Genomic DNA, 1,206 nt, shown 5'->3' with positions numbered 1-1,206 from the left:
GTTTCGCGCAGGAGCTGGCGGAGGCCGGAAGTCGCCATGGGACCGCGCCAGACGACGGCCTGGCCGGGCACCAGCATCGAGCCGATGGACATGACCTTCAAACCAAAGGCTTCGTGCGGCTGGAAAATGCCGTCGTCGCGCAGGGCCGTGCGGCCTTCGATGCCCAGCAGCTTGGGAACGGACGGGCCATAGAGATCGGCATCGAGCATGCCGACCTTGAGCCCTTCGGCGGCAAGCGACAGGGCGAGATTGACCGAAGTGGTCGACTTGCCGACGCCGCCCTTGCCCGAGCCGACGGCGATGATGCGACGGACGCCATCGACCCTGGTCTTGCCCTGCGGCTGCGGGGAGCCATGAGAGAACTTCGGGCCCGCCTGCTTTTGCGAGGTAATGGAGACCATCACCTTGCGGCTGCCGGAGAGAGCCTGGGCTGCGGCGATGGCGGCCTCGCGGACCGGGCCAAAGGCTGCTTCCATGCCGGGGGCCACGCCGATGGCGAAGGCGACGGCGCTGGGGGTGACGATGATCTCGGAAAGGCCGGAGAAACTCGCAAGGTCGCCGCCGCCGGGGATTTCCACGGCGTTGAGGGCGGCTTTGATGCGTGTGGCAAGTTCGGTATCGGCCATTTCGGTCTCACAAAAAAGAAGACCTCGCCCTGAGCTTGTCGAAGGGCGAGGTCTTCTGAGGCACGCCCCCATGGTTCGACAAGCTCACCATGAGGTCTATTGGGATTGTCGGTCCTTAGAGGATCGACTGGCCGGTGGCCTTCCAGTCCTTGAGGAAGCCGTCAATGCCCGCATTGGTCAGCGGGTGGTTGGCGAGCTTCTTGATCACGTCGGGCGGGATGGTCGCAACGTCGGCGCCGACCAGAGCCACCTGGGTGACATGGTTGGGCGAACGGATCGAGGCGGCCAGGATCTGGGTCTCGTACTGGTAGTTGTCGTAGATGGTGCGGATGTCTTCGATCAGTTGCACGCCATCGAGGTTGATGTCATCCAGACGGCCAAGGAAGGGCGAGATATAGGTCGCGCCGGCCTTGGCAGCGAGCAGGGCCTGGTTGGCCGAGAAGCAGAGCGTGACGTTGGTCTTGACGCCCTTGTCCTTGAAATACTTGGTTGCCTTCAGGCCGTTAAGGGTCAGCGGCAGCTTGATGACGACGTTGGACGCGATCTTGGCGAGGTGCTCGCCTTCGGCAACCATGCCGTC

The 1,206-nt window shown here is 63.6% G+C and carries 2 protein-coding genes; both read right to left on the bottom strand.

Features of this window, described 5'->3' with window-relative positions:
- A partial coding sequence (locus J0I64_RS14365) for a P-loop NTPase (RefSeq protein ID WP_291409412.1) occupies positions 1 to 626 on the bottom strand: 626 nt, incomplete at its 3' end.
- Between the two features lie 115 nt (positions 627 to 741).
- On the bottom strand, positions 742 to 1,206 hold a 465-nt coding region (locus J0I64_RS14360; RefSeq protein ID WP_291409410.1), incomplete at its 5' end, for a transaldolase family protein.

This window comes from Devosia sp. (assembly GCF_017307565.1).
Lineage (GTDB): Bacteria > Pseudomonadota > Alphaproteobacteria > Rhizobiales > Devosiaceae > Devosia.
Note: the sequence above shows the minus strand (reverse complement) of the source record. Positions and strands in the feature narration are given on the sequence as shown.